Source organism: Paraburkholderia sp. GAS448 (assembly GCF_050435685.1).
Lineage (GTDB): Bacteria > Pseudomonadota > Gammaproteobacteria > Burkholderiales > Burkholderiaceae > Paraburkholderia.
This window is the reverse complement of record NZ_JBNDKT010000010.1, coordinates 99,319-117,987: the sequence shown is the minus strand read 5'-3', so window position 1 is coordinate 117,987 and position 18,669 is coordinate 99,319. Positions and strand designations below refer to the sequence as shown.

Here is an 18,669-nt window from a genome sequence, read left to right as displayed (position 1 = left end):
CCGCAGGGCGGCGGGGCTGCGCAAGCGGGGAGCAGGCCGGCTGGCAACGGTTACCGTCATTTACAGCCCTGGATGCGGCACTGCGTTTACAATAGGTTCGATCGAACGAATGGCGGCCGCGCACCCCGTTCCGGGCCGCACACGCAACAGGATCAATGGCAAAAGCTACCTATTCCGCGAACGCGCAGGCATTGCCGCATCGCATGTCGCGCCTCTTCACCGAAATCCGCTGGATCTTGCAGGTCGCGCTCGGCGTCTTCCTGTTGATGGCGCTCGTCAGCTATTCCCGGCGCGATCCGAGCTGGACCCACGCTGCGCAGGTTGACCACATTTCCAACTGGGCAGGCCGCGTCGGCGCCTGGACTTCCGACATTCTGCTGCTGCTCTTCGGCCTGTCCGCGTACTGGTGGGTCGTCCTGCTGGCGCGGCGAATCTCCGCCAACTACCGCCGCATCACGAACCACGAGGCGCTGCCTGAAGACGCGCCGCGCGACACGACCTGGATCGCGGAAGCGTCCGCGTTCGTCCTCGTGCTGCTTTCCAGCAACGGCCTGGAGGCGCTTCGCATGTGGTCGCTGAAGGTGCCGTTGCCGCGCGCCCCCGGTGGCGTGATCGGCGAAGCGGTTGCGCGTGGTGTTTCGCACGCGCTCGGTTTCACGGGTGGCACGCTCGCGCTTCTGATCGCGCTTGCGATCGGGTTGTCGCTGTATTTCCGGTTTTCGTGGCTGTCGGTGTGCGAGCGCGTCGGCGAATCGATCATTTCCGCCGTGACGCTCGCCAGGTTGCGCCGCGAGGCAGGCCGCGACCGCAAGCTCGGCGAAGCGGCCGCAGTGAAGCGCGAAGGCAAGGTCGAGCAGGGGCGCGTGCGGATCGAGGAACACGAGCCGGTCATGATCGTGCCGCCCGTCGTCACGCCGGCCAAATCGGAGCGCGTCGAGAAAGAGCGCCAGGTGCCGTTGTTCACCGACCTGCCGGGCGATTCGACCTTGCCGCCCATCTCGCTGCTCGATGCCGCGCCGGCTGCCCAGGAAACCATTTCCGCCGACACGCTCGAATTCACCTCCCGGCTGATCGAGAAGAAGCTGAAGGATTTCGGCGTCGAAGTGAGCGTGGTCGCCGCGTATCCGGGGCCGGTTGTCACGCGCTACGAGATCGAACCGGCCACCGGCGTGAAGGGTAGCCAGATCGTCGGCCTGGCGAAGGATCTGGCGCGCTCGCTGTCGTTGGTGTCGATTCGGGTGGTGGAGACGATTCCGGGCAAGAATTTCATGGCGCTCGAATTGCCGAACCAGCGCCGCCAGACCGTGAGCCTGTCGGAGATCCTCGGCTCGGCGGTTTATGCCGACGCTGCCTCGCCGCTCACCATGGGCCTCGGCAAGGATATCGGCGGCAAGCCGGTCTGCGCCGATCTGGCCAAGATGCCTCACCTGCTGGTCGCGGGTACGACCGGTTCGGGCAAGTCGGTCGGGATCAACGCGATGATCCTGTCGCTGCTGTACAAGGCGAGCGCCGAGCAGGTCCGCATGATCCTGATCGATCCGAAGATGCTCGAAATGAGCGTCTATGAAGGCATTCCTCATCTGCTGTGCCCGGTTGTCACCGACATGCGCCAGGCCGGCCATGCGCTGAACTGGGCAGTTGCCGAAATGGAGCGCCGCTACAAGCTGATGAGCAAGCTCGGTGTGCGTAATCTCGGCGGCTACAACAACAAGATCGACGAAGCGGCCAAACGCGAGGAAAAGATTCCGAATCCGTTCAGCCTGACGCCGGATGATGCGGAACCGCTGACGCGGCTGCCGAACATCGTCGTTGTGATCGACGAACTCGCCGATCTGATGATGGTGGTTGGCAAGAAGGTGGAGGAGCTGATCGCGCGGATTGCGCAGAAGGCGCGCGCCGCCGGTATCCACCTGATTCTCGCCACGCAGCGGCCGTCGGTGGACGTGATCACGGGCCTCATCAAGGCGAACGTGCCGACGCGGATGGCCTTCCAGGTGTCGTCCAAGATCGATTCGCGCACGATTCTCGACCAGCAGGGTGCGGAATCGCTCCTCGGCATGGGCGACATGCTGTATCTGCCGCCCGGCAGCGGTTTGCCCGTGCGCGTTCACGGCGCGTTCGTGTCTGACGAGGAAGTGCATCGCGTCGTCGACAAACTCAAGGAGCAGGGCGAGCCGAACTACATCGAGGGCATCCTCGAAGGCGGCCTCGCAGGCGAAGGCGACGAGGGCTCCGCAGGGGGCGCGGGAAGCGGCGCGGACGGTGGCGAGTCGGACCCTCTTTACGATCAGGCGGTCGAAATCGTGACCAAAAACCGTCGGGCGTCGATCTCGCTGGTGCAGCGGCACCTGCGCATCGGCTACAACCGCGCTGCGCGGCTGCTCGAGCAGATGGAGCAGTCAGGGATCGTTTCCGCGATGTCGTCGAACGGCAATCGCGAGATTCTCGTGCCGGTCCGCGAGGCCGACTGACCGCCAAAGACCGCCGCGGCGCGACCTTGCTTCCTGGCGCCGTCGCGTCGCCGCCTCTGATTCCATGTATGGAGAATGATATGCAGCAATACGCCGGGCAGACTGCCCGTCCCCGCCATTTGGGCCAACTGGTTCGCACGGTCGTGCGGGGTATCGGCGGCGTCGTGATCGGCGCGCAGGTTCTGTTCGCGTCGCAGGCTTTTGCGAGCGGCACCGAACAGTTGAAAGCCTTCGTCGCGCAGGTTCATGCGGCGCGCGGTACCTTCGTGCAGCGCGAGATCAAGGCGCCGAAGAACGCACAGGGCGCGAGCGACGCGATGCCGGCGATGTCGAGCGGCGGCACCTCGAGCGGCACGTTCCTGTTCGCGCGGCCCGGCAAGTTCATCTGGTCGTACGAAAAGCCGTACCAGCAACTGCTGCAGGCGGACGGCGACAAGCTCTACGTGTATGACAAGGATCTGAACCAGGTGACGGTACGCAAGCTCGGCGGCGCGCTCGGCGCGAGCCCGGCGGCGATCCTGTTCGGCAGCAACGACCTTGAAAAGAACTTCACGCTGCGCGACGCGGGCGTGAAGGACGGCATCGACTGGCTCGAACTGACGCCGAAGTCGAAGGATACGCAGTTCCAGCGCGTCGGCATCGGTTTTCGCGACGGCAATCTCGAAGCGATGGAATTGCACGACGTGTTCGGCAACGTGACGCTCCTGACTTTCTCGAACATCCAGAAGAATCCGTCGCTTCCGGCAGATCAGTTCAAGTTTACGGTGCCGAAGGGCGCGGACCTCATCAACGGCTGACCGGCGTCTGGCTTTCTTCCTCGCCGCGTGATGAATGCGCGGCTTGCATGTCGTCGATGAATGCTTCGACGATGTCTGTCCGATGCTGCCGCGCCCGCGTGACCATATGAAACGCGACGCGGTAGCGCATCTGTTCCGGGTTCAGCGCCGCGAGCAAACCTTCCTTCAGATACCGAGCCGCGTAATGTTCGGGCAGATAGCCGAGATGGCAGCCTGACAGCACGAGCATTGCGACGGCCTCCATGTTGTCGGCAACGGCGGTCACGTTTTGCGGCGTGGTCGAACTGCCAGCCTCCGGCAACGGATAGCTGCGCCACGCCCACCCGTGCTGCGCGGCGTCGGCGGGGGTCACGTTGCCAGCCTGCGCGAAGAGCGGATGGTCCTTTGCGCAGTAAGCGAGCTGGTCTTCGGCGAAGATCTCGGTGTATTCGAGCGATGGCACCCGATGCCAGAAGTAGCCGATGCCAACCTGGATGCGCTCGCTCAGCAACAGTTCTTCGAGTTCTCCCGGCGAGCGCACGAGAATCGAGAAGCGCACCGACTCGTCGCGCGTCCGAAAGCGCCGGATTGCCTCGCTGATCCGCGCGCTGGCGGCGACCGGCGTGTGGCCGATCATGCCGATGCCAAGCGTACCCACCAGTTTTCTGCCGACATTGCGCGCCTGCATCCCGAACGTATCGATCGCCGACAGCAGCGTGCGGGCGGCATCGACGAACTGCGCGCCGCGCGCCGTCAGACTGAAGCCGCTGCGGCCGCGTTCGCACAGCCTGTAGCCGAGCCGCGTTTCGAGCGTCGCGAGCTGCGTGCTGATTGTCGACTGGCCGATGTTGAGCGTCGCCTGGGCGGGCGTGACGCCGCCTGCATCGACAATGGCGAGGAACACGCGGATTAGCCGTAGATCGAGGTCGGTGAGCTGGGAAAACATGGGGTCGGTGGACGTGGAAACGGATACATCGATGCTTATCGATGTGAAGTTTAATCTGTTCGCATTTTATCTTGATGGAAAATGCACAAGAATGAAGATTCAACCGGCTCGGGTCGCATCGGGTTTCCCCCTGGCCGCCAGATTTCCCCGTTTCTTCTTCATTGGCCAGCCACGATGAAACCTTCCTCCTTCGCTTTCCCGGACGCCACTGCCGAGCGGCCGCAACCCCTTTCCGGCAACGAAATGGCTCGCTGCGGCGGCATCACGACGATGATGCGCCTGCCGTACGTCGCGTCGGCAGAAGGTCTGGACGCGTGCTTTGTCGGCGTGCCGTTCGATCTGGGCACGTCGAACCGTACCGGCGCACGTTTCGGTCCGCGCCAGATCCGTTCCGAATCCGTGCTGCTTCGCCCGTACAACATGGCGACGCGCGCCGCACCGTTCGATTCGCTTCGGGTTGCCGACATTGGCGACGTCGCGATCAATCCGTATAACCTGCTCGATTCGATTGCGCGCATCGAAACGGCGTACGACGAGATCCTTCAGTACGGTACGAAGCCGATCACACTGGGCGGCGACCACACGATCGCGCTACCGATCCTGCGCGCCATTCATCGCAGGTACGGCAAGGTCGGGCTGATTCATGTGGACGCGCACGCGGACGTCAACGACACCATGATGGGCGAGAAGATTGCCCACGGCACGCCGTTTCGCCGCGCAGTTGAAGAAGGGCTGCTGGATACCTCGCGCGTCGTGCAGATCGGTCTGCGCGGCACGGGCTACGCAGCCGAAGACTTCGACTGGTGCCGCGACCAGGGCTTTGAGGTGGTGCAGGCGGAGGCGTGCTGGAACCAGTCACTGGCGCCGCTGATGTCGCGTGTACGGGAACGGATGGGCGACGGCCCGGTGTACATCACGTTCGATATCGACGGCATCGATCCGGCGTTCGCTCCGGGGACAGGTACGCCCGAAATCGCCGGACTGACCGTGCCTCAGGCGCTGGAAATCATTCGTGGCGCACATGGACTGAACATCGTTGGCTGCGATCTGGTCGAGGTGGCGCCGCCGTACGATCCGTTCGGGACGACTGCGCTGCTCGGCGCGAATCTCGCGTATGAACTGCTGTGTGTGTTGCCAGGCGTCGAGTATCGGGCAGCGACGCATTGAACTTTGCGGGCGGGCGCTTTAGCTTTATCACATCGCGTTCGCGTTCGTCACGACACCGGAAAGGCCCGCATTGCGCGGGCCTTTCTCATTTACGCGTAGGCTTCGCGCCGCGCCGATATGAACGCGAGATAGCACAGCGCGCCAATCGCGAGTGCGGGCAGTGTGGCACCGAGATTCGGTAGCCATTGGTTGATCACCTGGTACGCCGCGATACCGATCGCCCACGCGATGAACGCGCTCACGTGCCAGCCGCCCGTGAAGCCATAGCGGCCGCCGGGATCACCGAGCACGGCGGCTTCGATGCGGCGCTTGCGGACAATGAAGTGGTCGACGAGCACGACGCCAAAGAGCGGCGCGAATATCGAGCCGATCAGCAGCAGGAAGTTCTGGTACTTCGCCATCGGCACGGCCAGCGCGATGAGCGTACACAACGCGCCGAACGCGAGCGACAGGACCGGCACACTTCCGCGCGTCCAGAACGTGCCTGTCGACACGGCGGCCGAGTGAATATCGGCGAATGCGTTGTCGATTTCATCGATCAGAACCAGCAGCAGTGCGAGTCCGCCGCCCGCCTGCGCGAGCGCCGTGGTCAGCAGCGCATCGCCGCCACCGGCTGCAAGGCCGTAGATGGCCCCAAGCCCGTAGAACCAGATGTTTGCAATGCCGTAGCCAAGCAGCGTGCCGCGGAACGTCTCGCCTGGGCGGCGACCGAAACGCGTGTAGTCGGCGATCAGAGGCAACCACGACAGCGGCATTGCCACCACCAGGTCGATTGCGCCGCCGAAAGACATCTCGCCCGTGCCCGGACGCCGCATCAGCGCGCCGAGGTCGTGCCTGGCGAGCAGGTTCCACGACAGCCACGCGGCGCCGGCGAGCAGCAACCAGATGCCCCATGTGCGCAGGAAGCGCCGCACGAAAGAAAGCGGGCCGCTGATCGCGAGCAGCGTTGCCAGCAGGCCGAAGATCACTGTCCACACAAGGGGCATCGAGAGGCCGAACGACTGTTTGGCCAATGCGTCGGCGGAATCGCGCATCACGATGACTTCGAATGAGCCCCAGCCGACCAGCTGCACCGCGTTCAGCACAGCCGGCACTGAGGCGCCGCGTACTCCGAGGGTAGGACGCAGCGACGACATGGCGGCGAGCCCCGTATCCGTGCCGATCACGCCCGCGAGCGCGAGCAGCACGACGCCGATCGCCGTGCCGATGACGATCGCCGCGATGGCTTGCGGCAGCGACAGGCCAGGCACGAGCAGCGCGCCGGCCTGCGCGACCAGCAGGCCGATACCGAGCGAGAACCACAACGCGAAGGCGTCGCCGGTACGGAACGCGCGGCGCGAGTCGGGCACCGGCGTAAGCGGTGCGTAAGTGGGACCGGCTTCGCCGGTGAGCGGATCGTTTGCCATCGAAGGATGTTCCTGAGCGTTGCTGATCGTTATCTGGTTAATCGGTCGGTACAGGACTGACTGCATTGTGCCTCGCGCGCGGGCAACTGCGCCCCAGGCCGGATGGCTAACTTCACGTCGTTCCGTCTCGCGCTCGCGCGCGGCTGTCATAATGCAGGACCGTGCCGCAGCACATGCCGGCCTCGCACTGCCTTTCGCTCAATGTCCATGCATGCGCCTTGCTGCACCGAAAAGCCGAGATTATCCCCAAAACGCCATGTTTGAAGAAACCCGTGCCAACGTGCCGCTCGCAGAACGCCTGCGGCCCCGCACCATCGACGAAGTGATCGGCCAGAAACATCTGCTCGGGCCGAACAAGCCGTTGCGCGTCGCATTCGAATCTGGCGAAGCCCATTCGATGATCCTCTGGGGGCCACCCGGCGTCGGCAAGACCACGCTCGCGCGGTTGATGGCCGATGCGTTTCACGCGGAATTCATCGCGCTGTCGGCGGTGCTCTCGGGCGTCAAGGACATTCGCGAGGCGGTCGAGACCGCGCAGATGCATCGCGCACGCGGGCGCCAGACGCTCGTGTTCGTCGATGAAGTGCACCGCTTCAACAAGAGCCAGCAGGACGCTTTCCTGCCGCACGTCGAGTCGGGGCTGTTCGTGTTCGTTGGCGCGACGACGGAAAATCCGTCGTTCGAGGTCAATAGCGCGCTGCTGTCGCGGGCCGCAGTATACGTGCTGAAGAGTCTCGACAACGACGAGCAGTGCGAACTGCTCGACCGCGCGCAAAAGGAGCTCGGCGGCCTCACGTTCAGTGACGAAGCCCGCGACGCGCTGATCGGCTCAGCCGACGGCGACGGCCGCAAGCTGCTGAACAACCTCGAGATCGTCGCGCGCGCGGCTGCCCAGCAAAAAACCACGGAAATCGACGGCGCGCTGCTCGGCAGCGCGCTCGCAGAAAACCTGCGCCGCTTCGACAAGGGCGGCGACGCGTTCTACGACCAGATCAGCGCGCTGCACAAGTCGGTGCGCGGCAGCAACCCGGACGGCGCGTTGTACTGGTTCTGCCGCATGCTCGACGGCGGCGCGGACCCGCGTTATCTGGCGCGGCGCATCGTGCGCATGGCGTGGGAGGACATCGGTCTGGCCGACCCGCGCGCGGCGCGAATCGCGCTCGATGCCGCCGAAACCTACGAACGGCTCGGCACGCCGGAGGGCGAACTGGCGCTTGCCCAGGCGATCATCTATCTGGCGGTGGCGCCGAAGTCGAACGCCGGCTACATGGCCTACAACGAGGCGCGGCGCTTCGTCGGCAAGGACCAGTCGCGCCCGGTGCCGGTGCATCTGCGCAATGCGCCGACGAAGCTGATGAAGGAACTCGGCTATGGCCACGAGTACCGCTATGCGCACGACGAACCCGACGCGTACGCGGCAGGCGAGACCTATTTGCCCGACGGCATGCGCGAGCCGCATTGGTACGAGCCGACCCCGCGCGGGCTTGAAGGCAAGATCGCCGACAAGCTCACGCGTCTCGCCGAACTCGATGCGCAGTGGCGCAGCGAAAACAGGTCGAAGAAGAGCTGAGCATGCACACGACGCCCGCATCGCCGCCGCGCGCGAGTTGATCCACCTGCCGGTGCGCTAAAATCGCATCCTCATACAACGAACACCCGCCCCATCCCATGCTCGACATCCAGCTGCTGCGCAAAGACCTCGACGGCGTCGCCAAACGCCTCGCCGACCGCGGCTACACCCTCGACGTAGCGGCGTTCTCCGCGCTCGAGGCAGAACGCCGTTCCATCCAGACCCGTACTGAAGAGCTGCAGGCGCGCCGCAACAGCCTGTCGAAGCAGATCGGGGCGATGAAGGGGCGAGGCGAGGACACGTCGGCGGTGATGGCCGAAGTGGGCGGGCTCGGCGACGAGATGAAGGCGTCGGCGGCGCAGCTTGAAGAGATCCAGAAGGGTCTGTCGGATCTGCTGCTCGGCGTGCCGAACCTGCCGCACGAAAGCGTGCCCGCTGGCAACGACGAAGCCGATAACGTCGAAGTACGCCGTTGGGGCACGCCGCGCCAGTTCGATTTCGAGGTGAAAGACCACGTCGATGTGGGCACGCCGCTTGGTCTCGATTTCGAAACCGGGGCAAAACTGTCGGGCGCACGGTTCACGATGTTGCGTGGACAGATTGCGCGGCTGCACCGTGCGCTCGCGCAGTTCATGATCGACACACACACGCTGCAACACGGCTATACCGAGATCTACACGCCTTACATCGTCAATCCGGAAATCCTGTACGGCACGGGCCAGTTGCCCAAATTCGCCGACGACATGTTCCGCGTCGAGAAGGGTGGTGGTGAGAACACGGTCACGCAGTACCTGATCTCGACGTCCGAAATTTCACTGACGAACACCGTGCGCGACAGCATCGTCGAAACCAGCGCGCTGCCGATCAGGCTGACTGCACACTCACCGTGTTTTCGCTCGGAGGCCGGCTCGTACGGCCGCGATACGCGCGGCATGATTCGCCAGCATCAGTTCGACAAGGTCGAGATGGTGCAGATCGTCGCGCCCGAAACGTCGTACGACGCGCTCGAGCAGATGGTCGGGCATGCCGAGGCGATTCTGCAGAAGCTTGAACTGCCGTATCGCGTGATCACACTGTGTACCGGCGACATGGGCTTCTCCGCGACGAAGACCTACGATCTCGAAGTGTGGCTGCCGGCACAGAACACGTATCGCGAGATCTCGAGCTGCTCGAACACCGAAGCGTTCCAGGCACGCCGGATGCACGCGCGCTATCGCAATGCCCAAGGCAAGCCGGAACTCGTGCATACGTTGAATGGCTCGGGCCTGGCAGTCGGCCGCACGCTGGTTGCGGTACTCGAAAACTTCCAGAACGCGGATGGCTCGGTGACGGTGCCTTCGGCGCTGCGTCCGTACCTCGGTGGGATCGAGCGGCTGGAAGTGCCGGCTGCAAGCTGAGGTTGTGTGAACGAAACCGCGAGCAGGCGTCTTTCTGCTTTTTGCTAAAAGGGACTTGGAAAGCGGTTTCAACTGTTCTATAATCTTCGCTTCGCCAAGCAGCGACCCGCTTGGTGCAGAGACGGTGGCGTATTAACAGGCCGTCAACAATGCCGGAAAGGTGGCAGAGTGGTCGAATGCGCCGGACTCGAAATCCGGTGTACAGTTATGCTGTACCGTGGGTTCGAATCCCACCCTTTCCGCCAGAACATTAGAGAAGCCCCGCAGATCCAAAAGTCTGCGGGGCTTTTCGCTTTCCGGCTTGACCATCGCACCGGTAAGCGGAGCCGATTCATTGTTCATGATGCTGCCTCGTGGCGCACAGGGACTTGCCCGTCGGCATGTTGGGGAGGCGCGCAAGGCGATCCATCTGGTTAGTACTTCTTGAGAATCCGAGCATGTCGGACACAGCCTGACGCGATTCGGAATCGGGGGCGCGCGCCGTGCGCTGCGATAGCCTCGAAGGCCAGGCAGGCATCGCGTCCCGCAGACGAAAAAAAGCCCAGACCGGGAAGCTGGACAAATCCAACAGGATTGGATGATCCGTTGGAGGAGGTATCGATACACGAAGGCCTGGCCCGCTATCGGAGTTACCGCGATAGCGGGCCACGTCTTCTTTGATCGGGGGCGCGGAGCGATGCTGCAACCATGCGCCCGGACTACGATGCCCGGCTTAAGTACGCTCTACGTCCTGCCTTAGCGATGCGCATCAATCAACCGATCAGGGATGGCTGTACATCGCGTTCCAGTCGGTTGACGAAACAGCTGCGCGGCCACCCGAGTTCGACGAACCGCTCGCGACGCCCCCATAGCTGTTTGCCGCGCCGTTCTCTGCTGCTACGCGTGCTTCGGCGGCCTGGATCTCAGCCGGGTAGGTGGCATCGTTGCGGCTTGCCTGGTTGTAACCCGCCTTCTCGAGCTGGACCAGCTCGGCGCGCACCTGCGCACGGGTCAGCGGTGCATTCGATTGAGCGAACGAGGCGATCGGTGCAGCGAGTACAGCGGCAACAACAGCGGCTTGAATCAGGGACTTCATGATTGACTACCTCCAGATTTCTTGTCCTGCTACGAACAGCCCTGTCCGTAATCAGTGCTCGTAGTCTAGGTAAGTAATCGCTTAAAATTAAGGCCCTTGTCTGGAAGGGATCTTTGCTGGATTTGGGTAAACCCTGAGTGAGCCGCACGAACGCGCGAGCCGTATCACGCGTGAAATCCTGTTCCGGCTCTCGCGTCCCGCCTGCGTCATTCCCGTCCGCCCACCCCCGCTCCACGCCCCGCAACCTCTCCACACAGGGTCCGGCATCAATTTCGTATGAGGTATTAACCATGCCCCGATTTTGCCGTTATACAAGGGCAAAGTGACCGGAGCCGGCCTGATTTCCATCGACCAATATGCTTTCTTCCTCAATGCAGCAGATGTCGGACGCCGGCTTCCGTAGCCGGTTTCACCGCCGCTCTCTCGAGCACCAGCGACCACTTTCGACGGTCACGATGGCGTTCACCGTCGTCGCCTATCTGGCGTTCGTCGTGGCGCGCAGCCTCGAGGCGGGCCCGGCCGTCCCTATTCAGTACCGGCTCGCCTGCGCGCTCTGCCTCGCGTTGCTCGTCGTCGCGATTCCGGGATCGAAATCGACCTGGGTATTCGGCGGGATCGGCATCGCGTACGCGCTCGTGATGCAGGCCGGTATCGCGCTGAACATCGTCGGCCTCGAGCAACCGCTGTTGTGGGCGCTGCCGGCGATGGTGGTCATCCCGATCTGCGCGGCGCCTCTGTGGTTGACGCCGGTGCACTTCCTCGCCGGCACCTTGCTTTTTTACGCGACCGGCCTGCCTTTGCTGCTCGACTCGCCGCAACCACAGGGCGAAGTCGGCGTCGTGTGCTGGATGTGGGTGGTGATCGGCCTGCCGACCGCTGCGGTGTTTCACCTCGGTTTTTACTGGTTCAGGCGCAATCATTTCCTGCTGGAAGACCGGCTGGCGCGACTTGCCGCGACCGACCCGCTGACCGGTCTGCAAAACCGCCGTGCTTTCATGGAGGCGGCAAAGCAGCAGTTGTCGTCGCTCGGCGAAGACGCGAAGGTGAGCGCAATCTTTATCGACATCGACTACTTCAAGTCGCTGAACGATCAGTTCGGGCACGCGGCCGGCGATCAGACGCTCGTCGATGTCGCCCAGGTATTGCGGGACTGGGTCACGACGGCGGACTGCGTCAGCCGGATCGGCGGCGAAGAGTTCGCCTTGTTGCGGCCTGAAGGTCTGCGGGCGGCGGTGGATTATGCCGAGACCCTGCGCACGGCGATTGCGGGCGTGGCGCGGCCCGATGGCTTTCTGAGCGCAAGCTTCGGCGTGGCTGAATATCGGGCCGGCGAAAGCGTCATGGCGCTGCTCGACCGCGCGGACGAAGCGTTGCTGCGGGCCAAGCATTCCGGCAGGAATCGCGTGTGTGCGGAACGCGCGATGCTCGCCGACTCCGTGCGGTTGACGTGGAACGAAGGGCACGACCTGGCCGGAGCGTCCGGGCCGATACGCCAGCGTTGGGAAGACCACTACCTGACCTCGCATTTCCAGCCTCTCTACAGTCTGTCGCATCAGAAGCAGGTTGGATTCGAGGCGCTGCTGCGTGGCGAGCGTGACGACGGAACGCTCGTGCCGCCCGTGGTCCTGTTCGCGCCAAAGCCATTCACCGACGAAGGCGACCTCGACCGGGCGAGTCACGTGCTGCATCTCGGCAACGCGAGGCGGCTGATTTCCGACGACGCCTGGGTGTTTCTCAACATCCTGCCCGCGACCTTCGTCGCAGAGGGCTATCCGGACGAACTCGCCGCCATTGCCCGCTCGGCGGGTCTTAAGCCGGAGCGGGTCGTTCTCGAACTGCTCGAGTCGCACGGCGGCAGCGTGGACGACCTGTCGCGCGCGGCCAGCCAGTATCGCGATCACGGTTTCCTGATCGCAGTCGACGATTTTGGCGCGGGCCATTCGAACCTCGATCGTCTGTTCCGGATCAGGCCCGATCTCGTGAAGCTCGACGGCGAACTCATCCGTGCCACGAGCCCGGGCGCGCAACAGCCGATCCTGCCCAGGCTGGTGGCGCTGCTTCATCAGGCGGGGATGCTGGTGGTTGTGGAAGGCGTCGAGACGACGGAGGAGCTGATTCTCGCGGTCGAATCGAATGTCGACTTTGCACAGGGCTACCTGCTTGGCCGGCCTGCGCCGTCGATTACGCCGCCTGACGCAGTGCACCTCCGCATCGATCACGCGTTCGACGTGATCGCAGAAGGGCGGACGTCTCAGCACGCGTTGTTCGAGTCGGAAGTAGAGCCGTACCGGCTCGCCCTCGATATCGCTGCAACCGCGTTGCTGAAGGGCGTCCCGAAGGAGGACGCCTTCGCCGATCTTGCGCAGCGCGAGCTTTGCATCAGCTGTTTCATTCTCGACGAAGGCGGCCGGCAGGTCGGTCTCGAAGTGCCTGGAATGGCGGCGGGGGTTCAAGGCGGTTCGCTGCATCCGGTCGCCAATCCGCGTGACGCGCGTTGGGATCATCGGCCATATTTCCGCAACGCCGTGCTGCGGCCCGGTGTGCCTGTCACGAGTAGCCCATATCTGTCGCTGGCGAGTGGCCGGCCTTGCATCGCGGTGACGATCGCATTGCAGACGGAGGGACGACGCTGCGTCATCGGCGTGGAGCTGGACTGGTCGTTGCAGCGCTTGCCCTGGCCGGCGAGCGAACAGTGGTGACGAGGGACCTGCGCGGGCTTACCCTGTGGCATTGACGCGCGCGAGACGGCATCATCACGCTTTCGCTCACGCTTCACGGATCAGACCATGGCCTCCGCTTTCATCGACACCCCCAGCTATGAAGACCAGCGCCAGCGCTTCGCGCAGGCCGCGGACGACGCTGGCGCCGAACGCGTCGAGTACCTTCATCCGCTGCGCGGCCCGCGCGGCGAAACGCTCGCCACCGACGTCGCGTTGCTCGGCGATCGCAATGCGGAGAGGCGGTTCGTCGCGATTTCAGGCACGCACGGCATCGAGGGCTATTACGGGTCCGAATGCCAGATCGAACTGCTGCACGATCTGCGCCATCGCGGAGTGCCGAACGACGTATCGGTGGTGCTGGTGCACCTCGTCAATCCGTGGGGCACGGCATGGATGCGTCGCGTGAATGAAGACAACGTCGACGTGAATCGCAACTACGTGGACTTCAGCCACCCGCGGCCGGTCAATTCCGCGTACGAGACATTGCACGAAATCTACCTGTGCAAGGACCTCGACGGCCCGGGCCGTCGCCAGGCCGACGACATCCTCGCCACGCACATTCGCAACCTCGGGCAGACGGCGACGATGAACATCGTTGAAGCCGGGCAATACCTGCACGGCGATGGGCTGTTCTTCGGCGGCAAGGAGGCGACGTGGACCAACCGCACCGTGCGCGCGATCCTGAACGAGCACGTGGCGGGTGCACGCACCGCGATGAGCTTCGATCTTCACACCGGCGCCGGCGCATTCGGCCATCCGATGCTGATGACGATCGCCCAGCGCAAATATGCTGCGCATGATACGGCACAGTCGATCTACGGCCCGTGGCTGCATACGATCATCACTTCGGCCGATGCGACGTCCGACACCGGCGTCACGGCAACCGCAACCGGCTACACATCGCAGGCCTTGCTCGATCAACTGGGTGACGTGCAACTGATGCCTTTCGTCATCGAATGCGGAACGTATGACGGGAGCGTCGGCCATTCGATTCTGCGCGACGATCACTGGCTGCATCTGCACGGCGATCCGCTCGACGCGACGGGGCGCAGGATCAAGGAAGCGATGCTCGAGCAATACTTCCCTGCCGATGCCGACTGGCGCGAACTGACCGCGCTGCGCACCCGGCAGGTGTGGCAGCGTGCGCTGGACGCGCTCGCGCGACTGTAACGAACGGCAAGGGCGGTACGGATCGCTTCGCCCTGCAGTCCATCCACGGCATCGGGGCGCGGGCCGCTCCGCAAACGCCGCGCCGTGCCGTGAACCGGCCCGGCGAGCGCGTCGTTCATGCGGCGTTGACATCATCTGTACAATTGGTCGATCGACAACCCCGGCGGCTGCGTCTTCCGGCCCGGTTTTGCGGGCGTTGCGGCCCATGCGAACTCACGCGGCGATGCGTGCGGTTATTGCATGTCCGTGGCACGCCTGCCGCCCTGCACCAAACGAATACGATCTCATGGCCATCACTTACAAGACTCCTGACGACATCGCCCGGTTGCGCATTTCAGGCCGTCTCGCGGCCGACGTCCTCGCGATGATCGGTGAACACGTGAAGGCCGGCGTCTCGACCGATTATCTCGACGGACTGTGCAACGACTTCATCGTCAATACGTTGAAGGCGATTCCTGCCAACGTGGGCTATATGGGCTTTCCGAAGACGGTCTGCACGTCGGTGAACTCGGTGGTGTGCCACGGCATTCCCGACCGCGCCGAAGTGCTGAAAGACGGCGATATCATCAACATCGACGTCGCCGTGATCAAGGACGGCTATTTCGGCGACACGAGCCGTATGTACTGCGTCGGCGAGCCGAGCACGGTTGCCCGTGAGCTGATCGACACGACCTATGAGGCGATGCTTGCCGGTATCCGTCAGGTGAAACCGGGCGCGACGCTCGGCGATATCGGCTACGCGATCCAGCAGACGGCGCAGCGCAAGGGCTTCTCGATCGTACGCGACTACTGCGGTCACGGCATCGGCAAGGTCTATCACGAGGAACCGCAGGTGCTGCACTACGGCCAGCCCGGGCAGGGCATGCGCCTCAGGCCCGGCATGGTCTTCACGATCGAGCCGATGGTCAACTCGGGCCGGGCGGGCACCACCGTGCTGCGCGACGGCTGGACCGTCGTGACGAAGGACCGGTCGCTGTCGGCGCAATGGGAACATATGATCGCCGTCACGGACGACGGCTTTGAGCTGCTGACACCATGGCCCGACGGCACCGGCGCCTATGAGGCTCCCTAATTCCCATGAGGCCACGTGGGGCGCTCCATGTGCCACGTTGAGGCCCTGCGGGTCCATCGGGGCGCGCTGGGCAACCCCTGGTCCGCGCGTGTGGCCGCACGCGTTCTGAAAATAAGGATTTGACTCGCGCGCCGGTTCGGTTAAAGCTACGCGTTAGCGCTTCAAGGGATTTCGTCTGCATGAGTCCGTCACTGACCGTTCGCCGTATTGCTGCCGACCAGGGCGCCGTTTTTCGCGAACTTCGTACAGCGTCGCTGCGCGAAGCGCCCTATGCCTTTGGCGAAACGCTCGAAGACGCGCTGTCCGCCGATGCCTCCACGTTTGATGCTACCGCCGCCGACCACGCGGTTTCGATGACGGCCACGTCGTTCATTCTCTACACCGAGGGGCATCCCGCCGGCCTCATCGGCGCATGCTTCGAAGACACGGCAGTGCGGCGCGCGTTCGTCAGTGAGTTGTGGGTTGCGCCGGCAGTGCGGCATCTGCGTGGCGGCGAACTGCTCGTGAACACCGCGAGCGAGTGGCTGGCGAGCGAGGGTGCACTGGAAATCTACGCATGGGTGGCGGATGCCAACCGCACGGCGATGCGTTTCTACGAGCGCCTCGGCTTTGGTCCGACCGGGGAGCACACCACCCGTACGGCACGCTCAACCGATCAGTGGGAGACGCTGCTCGTGCGCCATGTGCCTCCGCCTGCGGAGTCGTTCGCGTCGTGACCGGCCAGGCGGTGCTGCCGGGCGCCGCCGGTTTTGTCTCATCCCCGCCGCTGCGGTGTTCGCCGCGCGTGATTTTCCTTGAATGCCCGTCCTTTATTGCCAAAAAACCTGGCTACGCTCGCGGACGCCTGTAAAATACGCAAAATTTTTTGTCGAATGCTATGTCGCCCAAGAAATCGCCATTTTTCGAACTCCGCAGTGGCACTGTCGACACGCTTCTGTTCGTGGTCAAGACCACCGACCTCGACGCGATCCGTACCGAACTGACCCGCCGCTTCGAGGCGACCCCCGAATTTTTCGCCAACGATGTCGTCGCGATCGACGTGCGCCGTCTCGCCGCTGACGAGCGCGTGCCGCTCGCCGACATCGCCAGCCTGCTCGACAGCGTGCGCATGCGCCCGGTTGGCGTGGTCGCGGACGCCGCACAGCAGGCGTGGGCGGTTGAATCCGGCCTGCCGTTTCTCGAAGCGCGCGACCGCCGCGGCGCCGCGACGAAGGTAGACATCGACGAAGCAGCCGAAGCCGTTGCCGCTGCAGTTGCAGCCGGCGTGACTGCCGAATCTGCAGCCACCGACCCCGCCACGCCGACGCAAAGCGTCGAGCCGGTGCGCCTCGCGACGTCGGCACAGACGCTGGTGATCGAAAAGCCGTTGCGCTCCGGCCAGCGGATCTACGCGAAGGGCGATCTGGTAGTGCTCGGCCTCGTGAGTTACGGCGCCGAGGTGATCGCGGAAGGCAACATCCACATTTATGCGCCGTTGCGCGGGCGCGCGCTGGCAGGCGTGCATGGCAATCACGACGCGCGCATTTTCTGTACGTGCCTCGAGCCGGAACTGGTCTCGATCGCCGGTATCTATCGAACGACCGAGAACCCCTTGCCGGATGACGTGCTCGGCAAGCCGGTACAGATCCGGCTCGATGAAGAAAAGCTGATGATCGAACCGTTGCGGCTCACGTGAACATCCGACGCGCGCGCTGCATAGTGATCGCGCGTGCTGTCGACGTGAACGGCTGGCGGACTTGATTGACGAATTTGAACGAATTTGACGGACACAAGGTAAGGGTAATGGCGAAAATCATTGTGGTGACATCGGGCAAGGGTGGCGTGGGCAAGACGACCACGAGCGCAAGTTTTGCATCGGCCCTCGCAATGCGTGGCAGCAAGACGGCCGTGATCGACTTCGATGTCGGTCTGCGCAACCTCGACCTCATCATGGGCTGCGAACGCCGTGTGGTGTACGACCTGATCAACGTGATCCAGGGTGAAGCGAACCTGAACCAGGCGCTCATCAAGGACAAGAAGTGCGAGCACCTGTTCATCCTGCCGGCGTCGCAAACGCGCGACAAGGATGCGCTGACGATGGAAGGCGTCGAGAAGATCATCAACGATCTGATCGCGATGGACTTCGCATACATCGTCTGCGACTCGCCGGCGGGCATCGAATCGGGCGCGCTGCTGGCGATGCACTTCGCCGACGAAGCACTGATCGTAACGAACCCGGAAGTGTCGTCGGTGCGCGATTCGGATCGCATTCTCGGCATTCTGTCGTCGAAGACGAAGCGCGCGATCGAAGGCAAGGAGCCTATCAAGGAACACCTGCTGATCACCCGCTACAGCCCGAAGCGCGTCAACGAAGGCGAAATGCTGTCGCTCACCGACATCCAGGAAATCCTGCGTATCGACCTGATCGGCGTCATTCCGGAATCGGAAGCGGTGCTGCATGCGTCGAACCAGGGCCTGCCGGCAGTCCATATGGATGGCACCGACGTGGCTGAAGCCTACAAGGACGTGGTGTCGCGTTTCCTCGGCGAGCAGAAGTCGCTTCGCTTCACCGATTACCAGAAGCCAGGCCTGTTGCAGCGCCTCTTCGGCACCAAGTAAGGGGAGCGCACGTAATGTCGATTCTTTCGTTTTTGCTGGGCGAGAAGAAGAAATCCGCGTCGGTAGCGAAGGAACGCCTGCAGTTGATCATCGCGCATGAGCGCGCTGGCGGTCACGCCCCCGCCGATTACCTGCCCGCGTTGCAACGTGAACTGGTCGCCGTGATTTCGAAGTACGTGAAAATCTCGGACGAGGATATCCGTGTCAGTCTCGAACGTCAGGACGACCTCGAGGTCCTGGAGGTCAAGATCGAGATTCCGCAGGCCTGATTTCTGGCTGCTGCCGGGCAGTCGTTGTCCGG

The 18,669-nt window shown here is 63.5% G+C and carries 15 protein-coding genes and 1 tRNA gene; 13 read left to right on the top strand and 3 right to left on the bottom strand.

The features are described 5' to 3' along the window. Positions 1-155 precede the first annotated feature (155 nt). Both P3T23_RS19850 and lolA read left to right on the top strand, forming a co-directional pair. Positions 156-2,471 (top strand): DNA translocase FtsK, encoded by a 2,316-nt coding sequence (locus tag P3T23_RS19850; RefSeq protein ID WP_429317844.1) that lies wholly within the window; start codon positions 156-158, stop codon positions 2,469-2,471. An 80-nt stretch (positions 2,472-2,551) separates the two neighbouring features. Then, positions 2,552-3,268, top strand: coding sequence for an outer membrane lipoprotein chaperone LolA (gene lolA / locus P3T23_RS19845; protein WP_429317843.1), 717 nt, complete (start codon positions 2,552-2,554; stop codon positions 3,266-3,268). Here the strand turns inward: lolA and P3T23_RS19840 are convergent. Beyond that, entirely contained in the window at positions 3,258-4,193 is a 936-nt protein-coding gene (locus tag P3T23_RS19840; RefSeq protein ID WP_429317842.1) for a LysR family transcriptional regulator, read from the bottom strand. The genes lolA and P3T23_RS19840 overlap by 11 nt on opposite strands. Before the next feature lie 174 nt (positions 4,194-4,367). Between P3T23_RS19840 and speB the strand changes: the two genes are divergently transcribed. Then, positions 4,368-5,360, top strand: coding sequence for an agmatinase (gene speB, locus P3T23_RS19835; protein ID WP_429317841.1), 993 nt, complete (start codon positions 4,368-4,370; stop codon positions 5,358-5,360). A gap of 89 nt (positions 5,361-5,449) precedes the next feature. On the opposite strand, the gene cytX is transcribed toward speB, so the two are convergent. Continuing rightward, complete coding sequence (gene cytX, locus P3T23_RS19830) at positions 5,450-6,766, bottom strand: putative hydroxymethylpyrimidine transporter CytX (RefSeq protein ID WP_429317840.1); 1,317 nt, start codon at positions 6,764-6,766, stop codon at positions 5,450-5,452. Positions 6,767-7,022: 256 nt separating this feature from the next. Between cytX and P3T23_RS19825 the strand changes: the two genes are divergently transcribed. From P3T23_RS19825 to P3T23_RS19815, 3 genes are all read left to right on the top strand, one after another. Then, positions 7,023-8,336 carry a replication-associated recombination protein A gene (locus P3T23_RS19825; protein ID WP_429317839.1) on the top strand — a complete coding sequence of 438 codons (1,314 nt, stop codon included), beginning with the start codon at positions 7,023-7,025 and terminating at the stop codon, positions 8,334-8,336. Positions 8,337-8,434: 98 nt separating this feature from the next. Continuing rightward, a complete protein-coding gene (gene serS, locus P3T23_RS19820; protein WP_429317838.1) occupies positions 8,435-9,733 on the top strand; it encodes a serine--tRNA ligase in 1,299 nt (432 codons plus the stop codon). Positions 9,734-9,887: 154 nt separating this feature from the next. Next, a tRNA-Ser gene (locus P3T23_RS19815) sits at positions 9,888-9,978 on the top strand. A 515-nt stretch (positions 9,979-10,493) separates the two neighbouring features. Here the strand turns inward: P3T23_RS19815 and P3T23_RS19810 are convergent. Continuing rightward, on the bottom strand, positions 10,494-10,808 hold the full coding sequence (locus tag P3T23_RS19810) for a DUF4148 domain-containing protein (protein ID WP_429317837.1): 315 nt from the start codon (positions 10,806-10,808) through the stop codon (positions 10,494-10,496). A 356-nt stretch (positions 10,809-11,164) separates the two neighbouring features. Between P3T23_RS19810 and P3T23_RS19805 the strand changes: the two genes are divergently transcribed. From P3T23_RS19805 to minE, 7 genes are all read left to right on the top strand, one after another. Beyond that, positions 11,165-13,507, top strand: coding sequence for an EAL domain-containing protein (locus P3T23_RS19805; RefSeq protein WP_429317836.1), 2,343 nt, complete (start codon positions 11,165-11,167; stop codon positions 13,505-13,507). Positions 13,508-13,594: 87 nt separating this feature from the next. Then, entirely contained in the window at positions 13,595-14,698 is a 1,104-nt protein-coding gene (locus tag P3T23_RS19800; protein ID WP_429317835.1) for a DUF2817 domain-containing protein, read from the top strand. A 286-nt stretch (positions 14,699-14,984) separates the two neighbouring features. Then, positions 14,985-15,770: a type I methionyl aminopeptidase gene (map, locus tag P3T23_RS19795; protein ID WP_429317834.1), complete on the top strand. Its 786-nt coding sequence runs from the start codon at positions 14,985-14,987 to the stop codon at positions 15,768-15,770. Positions 15,771-15,949: 179 nt separating this feature from the next. Further along, a complete protein-coding gene (locus P3T23_RS19790) occupies positions 15,950-16,486 on the top strand; it encodes a GNAT family N-acetyltransferase (protein ID WP_429317833.1) in 537 nt (178 codons plus the stop codon). Positions 16,487-16,647: 161 nt separating this feature from the next. Then, positions 16,648-17,445, top strand: coding sequence for a septum site-determining protein MinC (gene minC / locus P3T23_RS19785; protein ID WP_429317832.1), 798 nt, complete (start codon positions 16,648-16,650; stop codon positions 17,443-17,445). 107 nt (positions 17,446-17,552) lie between these two features. Further along, positions 17,553-18,368, top strand: a complete 816-nt coding sequence (gene minD, locus P3T23_RS19780) for a septum site-determining protein MinD (RefSeq protein WP_429317831.1) — start codon at positions 17,553-17,555, stop codon at positions 18,366-18,368. A gap of 14 nt (positions 18,369-18,382) precedes the next feature. After that, entirely contained in the window at positions 18,383-18,637 is a 255-nt protein-coding gene (minE, locus tag P3T23_RS19775) for a cell division topological specificity factor MinE (RefSeq protein WP_133662032.1), read from the top strand. Positions 18,638-18,669 lie beyond the last annotated feature (32 nt).